Raw genomic sequence first — 6,000 nt, forward strand, 5'->3', positions numbered from 1 at the left:
GGATAGTGTACTATAGGTTATGTGTCGAAAGAAAGCCGTAAATCTTCGAATCTGAAATCACAACGGGAGCCCTGCGATGGGAACTGCGGGCGATGCCGGGGGATGAACCGTGAGCTTGTCCTGGACCATGACTATCGATCAGAATAGGCACACAGAACCCGTATCTAAATGAATTACAAAGATCAATTAAACGGAAGAGACTATGGCCGGACTGGCAGACCGCTTACCGATGCTCGTTGAACTGCTTAGTGAGGATCGGGAAATCGTTCGGGGAAATGCAGCCGATCCCCAAAAGGACTGGAATGGCAGTTGCAGCAGCACGTTGGCCAGCGACTTGCGTTTCTTTGCGATCGCCGATTATTTTCTGAAGCACGACATCGCCTCGTTTCAGTCTCAACTTTCAGAGGCGGTCGAAATCAGGATTGAGATGTTCGCCCGTTCCGACAAAGGAGAGCCCATTGACGGTTCTTATCTGACAATGCTCTGTTACAAATCGCTGTTCGATGCCCTGGGGGCCTGTGACATGAGTCGTGCCGAACAGTTGGCGGCACATCTCGGCGGACGTGCGGAACTGGAGCGCGAACATGACCATCCGTTTGATTATACGCTCGGTTACACTCTGCGTGCCTTCGTGTTGCGCGATCAGAAGCAGATGCAGGAATGGACTCCGAAATTCGTGGATCAGTGTCATAAGTCGAAAATGACGGATTTCCTGGGGTATGGTGCTGTCTTTCAGGCTCTGATCAGTCGAGATACAGCGGGCGTGAATGACGGACTGGCGAGCATCGTCCAGGGACATCAGAAACAGTCGAAAGGGAGCGGTATCTTCGTGAGCACTGACGATGAATTACTCTGCGTGTGGGGGCTGGGGCTGGCCAATCTGGCACGGGCACACGGAATTCCGTCCGAAGCCGTTCCGCCACTGATTCCCCGGGAATTGTTGAGTCCGGTGAATCGCAGGTTTGAGTAACTGCTATCAAACGTTGTCCTACCTGTCTGTTTGAGAATCATTCCGGAATAAGTCACAACATGGGTCACTCAGTTATCGAATTTCAAGGACAACAGCTGCGGTTGCACGACTCGAAAGTCAGGTGCGTTTATGAGGGGCTGCTCTATGAACGCGACCGACTGGGTGCTTCGGAACTGCCCCGCAATGTGAACCGATTATTTGACCGCTGGGAGTCAGAGCGGAATGGTCTGTTTCAGGCTCCGGGCTGTATCGACCTGGAACTGGATGACTGCCTGCAGGATCCCGAGGATGTAGAAGCCTGTCTGAAACTCGTAGATCAGCTGGAAGTCCACATTCGGGGGCTCACTCTTCCGGTGCCTGGCGTCTTTGGCGACATGAAAGAGCTGCTGGGATTTCGCGAGATTGTCCCGTTCGTCGAACCGCAGAAAATCATGTTGCCTGTACTCGAGCAGTTTCGAGAACTGTTGCAGAATGGCAGGGAGTGACTTTGCTTTGCGTGTCTTTCGGGCCTTGCGTGGTCTCTCCTGTTGCTGAGTGTAACAGATTTCGAAGTTCCCGCTGCGTGCTTACTTTTCTGTGGGCTCTTCTGCCAGATATTCTTCGGCGTACTGGCGCGACTCGGGGGCCTCGGTTTTGTCCAGCAGATATTTTGCGATCTCTCTCTGATCGTGATCGACGGCGGCTTCCAGCGGGCAGGTATGATCCACTTCATCACGGACGTTGGGATCGGCCCCTTTTTCGATCAGAAACTGAATCAGTTTCAGGTTCCCCCGCTCAACCGCATCGTGCAGAAAGAGGCCTTCATTCGAAAAATTTATTTCGAGTTCCAGCATGGTCATTCCCTCATCGAACAGTTTTTTCAGACCTTCGATATTTCCGCTGGCGATGTACTCATCGACTTCCACCCACTGGGTATGTTCGGAAAGTTCTCCGGTAAACGGGTTGATTAACCTGGGGCGTTCTGGTCAGGTGTGGGGATTTGTTTGTGGGGATTTGTTTGTGGGGATTTGTTTGGTGCGGTTGGGGAGTGTTCTGTTGTTTGTCGCGTGGCGGGCGGACACATGGGTCCGCGCCCTACGGTTGGGGTTGGGGAGTTGAATGTGGATTGTGTGGTTGAGCTGAGACCTCTTGTTGCCTGCGGCAATCCCGGATTTCATCCGCGACCACCCGGTTGGGGATTTCATCTGGTGCCGTCGGGGAGTGTTCCGGGGTTGTTTGTCGCGCGGCGGGCGGACACGTGGGTCCGCGCCCTACGATTGGGGTTGGGGAGATGAATGTGGATTGTGTGGTTGATCTGGGACCTCTTGTTGCCTGCGGCAATCCCGGATTTCATCCGGGACTACCCTGGGGTTGTGAGGGGAATGGGTTTTGTTGTCGGTTGGTGGGTTGGTTGTTTGATCAATTACCGGCGGCTAGCGCCTTGCCGCTCAGAGTATTTAGTTTCCTGGTTAATCGACTACGGTTGTCATGGGGCCTACGGCGGCGGTGGTGCTGTGGCCCAGGGGGTATTTTTTCAGGAGCTCCTGGATGTCGTCCAGGGAGATGTTGTTTAAGAGTTCGAGATCGTCTGCGACGGAGTAGTACTTCTGGCGGTAGACCCAGTTGCCTCCCAGGGAGGAGAGGCGGCCCATGGGGCGTTCGCTGCGGAGGACCAGTCGCGAGGCGAGTTTGTTTTTGGCACGGTCCAGTTCTTCCTGGGTGATGCCGCGCTGGTTCACGTCGTCGAAGATCTGCTGGATCAACTGGAGGTTACTTTCAATCAGATCAGGTTCGGAACAGAGGTAGGTCAGCCAGGTGCCGCTGCCGTCGTATTCGTTGAAGCCGATCTCGGCGGATTCGGCCAGGCCGGGGTCGACCAGCTTCCAGTACAGGCGGCTGTTGGAGTCGTCGCCGATGACGACCGCGAGGATTTCTGCGGGGAGTCGCAGGATGTCGCGGGCGGAAGGAGCCGGAGCGAGCTGCATGATGTGCTGCTGCTGGGTCTTCTTCTCGGTGATGATCTGCGTACCGGTTTTGGGCTGGGCTTCGTCGGTGGGACGGTCTGTCTGTCCGCCGGGCCAGTGGTCGCAGAATTTGTGTGCGAGCTCGAGGACCTTGTGCCAGTCCGCGTTGCCGGCGACCGCGAGGGTGAGGTTACCGGCGAGGTAATGTTTCGCGTGGTAGTCTCGCATCTGCTCGGCGGTGAGGTCGGTGATGGACTGCACGGAACCGAGGATGCTCTGCCCCAGCGGGTGTCCCTGGAAGTGGGCCTGCATCACTTTTTCGTAAGCGGTGAAGCTGTGCAGGTCGTCGTACATGCCGATCTCTTCGAGGATGACTTTCTTCTCGATGTCGAAGTCTTCCTGGCGGAGGGTGGGATGAATCAGTGTGGAGAGCAGCTCCATTGCGGTGTCGATGTACTCGGGGAGAAACGAACCGTAATAGAGGGTGATCTCTTCGCTGGTCGAGGCGTTATAGTTCGCACCGATCTCGTCGAAGATGCGGTTGACATCGTCGGCCGTGTATTTTTCGTTCCCTTTGAAGGCCATGTGCTCGAGGAAGTGACTGACGCCGGAGACGTCGGCGGTTTCATCGCGCGAGCCGGTGCGGACGAAGTAGCCGATGGCGAGGCTGTGTGCGTTGGGATTGAGTTCGGCGATGATCTGCAGGCCGTTGTCCAGTTTGGTTTCATGAAAGATCACGGGGCACCTCCAGCGGTTTGGGGCCGATCGTTAAGACGGTGAAATTGGCGGCGGGATGAGCGTGGACATAACCAAGAATACGGTCGGTCGTGAGCTGCTGAATTTCGTCGTGAATCTGATCGAGGGTCGTAATATGTTTGAGATAGAACCAGTCGCGGGCGATCGAAGCGGCGCGGGAGGACGTGGATTCCTGCGACATGATCAGCGAGCTTTTGGCGCGGGCCTTACAGCGTTCGAGTTCGGAGATGTCGATGCCTTCGCCGAGTCGCTGGAGTTCGTGGAGCGTGACGTCGAGTGTTTCCTGGGCCCGTTCGGAGGTGGTGCCTGCGTAACAGAGGACGCGCCCGATGCCCGGCATGCCGACGAGCGAGGCGGAGACGGTGTAGCAGAGCCCCCGCTTTTCGCGGACTTCGGTAAACAGGCGGGCGCTCATGCCGCCACTGAGGATGCCGACGGCGGCCCAGGCGGTGTAATAGTCGGGATGGCCGTAGGGGACGGCGTCATAGGCGACGCCGAGGTGTGTCTGAGTGGTTTCCTGTTCGGTGAAGAACGTTTTCTCGGTCGGGAAATCCAGAGCGGGTTCTTCGCGGCCGGCACTGGGTTCCCAGTCGCCGAAGAGGCTTTCGATGAGGTCGCGGACTTCGTCGAAGTCGATGTTGCCGGCGATCCCGATGATGGTGTCGTCGGGGTGGAAGCCTTCCTTGTAATGAGTGCGGACATCTTCGATGGTGATGCCTGCCAGGTGCGCGAGTTCGCCGTCACTGGGAAGTCCCCAGGGAGCGGGAAAGGCGCGGCGTTTGAGTTCGACGAGAGCTTTCTGCCGGGCATCGTCTTCGACGGACAGCAGAGCCTGGGCGACGCCGGCACGGGAGGCATCGAACTGGTCCTCGGGCAGATGCGGTTCACGAATGATGTGGGCGTAGATTTTGAGGGTCTCGCCGATTTTGTCCGCGAGGGTTGCCCCGGTGAAGGTGATGTGGGCGTTGGAGACCCCTTCATGTCGCTGGACGCCGAGGTTGTCGAGGGCGCTGGAGAGCTGCTGGCTGTCATACTCCCCTGCTCCGCGGGAGATCAGATCGGCGAGGATGCTGGCGGTGCCGCGTTTGTCGGGGGGATCGTAAATGCTGCCGCCGGGGACCATGATCGTGAATGCGGCCGACTGGACGTCGGGCATAGACTCGGTCACCAGTGTCAGCCCGTTTGGAAAACGATGCGTTTGAATCAGTTGTTTGCCCATACGGGTTGCAACCTTCCTGACTGGAGAGACGGTATAAACTGTGAGCAGAACGGGTGTCGCGGTGGGTCTCTGATGAAAGGAGACAGCGTTTGTCGTTCTGCAGTTGGATGTTATCTGAAATACTGGGGCGATCTTAGCGATTTGGCTGGTGAATTGGTAGTGTCATTTCGGGGTGGGATGGGGGCGTTGCTGCAAATGATCTGCAGGTGTGCATCCCCGTTCGTTGAGAGCGGTTTGTGGTCCCTTCGAGGGGGATCTATGTTCGATTATCGCGAGGCGGGCGGACACGTGGGTCCGGACCCTACGGAAGGGGTTGGGGAGTTGAATATGGATTGTATCGTTGAGCTGGGACCTCCTGTTGCCTGCGGCAATCTCGGATTGCATCCGAGACCATCTATGAAGAATATCTTGTCAAGTGATTTTATTCTTTGCGCATGGATTCCTTTCTGAGACACAATCAAGCGGTACGCTCAACCATCTATTCGGGATCGACCACTGTTGCAGGCCGTCGCCATTAAACATCCGTACGAAGAACGCCCCATTCACCCTGACGAAGGTCGAAGAGTTTTCTCCGCCTTCATGGCCTCGGTCGGGGTCGTTCACACATTCCCGATTGATTTTGTCTCTGATGTTATTAATTCAAATCTGTCTTACTCGTCAGCCTGTTTCAGGCAGGCTGGTGTGTCGCTGTGAATGGTTCGCCTGATTTCATGATCGCGACCATCATTCCCAGCAGACGCCTGGCGATCGCCACGATGGCTTTTTTAGCCTTCAAGCGTTTTTTCAACCTCTCGTAGATCGTCTTCCAGCGCGGTACGCGATACACCAGTTGCCAGGCGGCCTCCACCAGCGCCCAGCGCAAATAACGGGAACCTGCCTTTTCGATGTGGAGTTCCTTCATCTTCCCGGCACTTTCCCGTTGTCCCGGTGCCAGGCCCGCATAGGCAACTACCTGCTTCTGAGAGTCAAATCGATCGATGTCTGCAATCTCCGACAACACAACTTCCGTGGTCACAAAACCAACGCCCGGGATGCTCTGCAGCAGTTCCCGCTGATGCTGTTCACGGATCGGAGCTGTCCCGGCAAAGTCGACCAGTGCCTGGTTGGCTGAC

Annotated in this window: 6 protein-coding genes; 2 read left to right on the forward strand and 4 right to left on the reverse strand. The window is 56.4% G+C overall.

The genetic code is table 11. The features are described 5' to 3' along the window. Positions 1 to 202 precede the first annotated feature (202 nt). Both FYZ48_RS29070 and FYZ48_RS29075 read left to right on the forward strand, forming a co-directional pair. A complete protein-coding gene (locus tag FYZ48_RS29070; protein ID WP_149345930.1) occupies positions 203 to 970 on the forward strand; it encodes a hypothetical protein in 768 nt (255 codons plus the stop codon). A 59-nt stretch (positions 971 to 1,029) separates the two neighbouring features. Next, positions 1,030 to 1,455, forward strand: coding sequence for a hypothetical protein (locus tag FYZ48_RS29075; RefSeq protein ID WP_149345931.1), 426 nt, complete (start codon positions 1,030 to 1,032; stop codon positions 1,453 to 1,455). A gap of 81 nt (positions 1,456 to 1,536) precedes the next feature. Here FYZ48_RS29075 and FYZ48_RS29080 read toward each other — a convergent pair whose 3' ends face one another. The 4 genes from FYZ48_RS29080 to FYZ48_RS29095 form a co-directional block, all read right to left on the reverse strand. Further along, a complete protein-coding gene (locus tag FYZ48_RS29080) occupies positions 1,537 to 1,875 on the reverse strand; it encodes an ankyrin repeat domain-containing protein (RefSeq protein WP_149345932.1) in 339 nt (112 codons plus the stop codon). 543 nt (positions 1,876 to 2,418) lie between these two features. Then, positions 2,419 to 3,651 carry a M16 family metallopeptidase gene (locus FYZ48_RS29085; protein ID WP_149345933.1) on the reverse strand — a complete coding sequence of 411 codons (1,233 nt, stop codon included), beginning with the start codon at positions 3,649 to 3,651 and terminating at the stop codon, positions 2,419 to 2,421. After that, entirely contained in the window at positions 3,638 to 4,888 is a 1,251-nt protein-coding gene (locus FYZ48_RS29090) for a M16 family metallopeptidase (protein ID WP_149345934.1), read from the reverse strand. Before FYZ48_RS29090 ends, FYZ48_RS29085 begins: the two co-directional genes overlap by 14 nt. A 667-nt stretch (positions 4,889 to 5,555) precedes the next feature. Then, positions 5,556 to 6,000: transposase (locus FYZ48_RS29095; protein WP_149345935.1), on the reverse strand; the 445-nt coding region annotated here is incomplete at its 5' end.

The sequence above is a fragment of the Gimesia chilikensis genome, assembly GCF_008329715.1.
Classification (GTDB): domain Bacteria; phylum Planctomycetota; class Planctomycetia; order Planctomycetales; family Planctomycetaceae; genus Gimesia; species Gimesia chilikensis.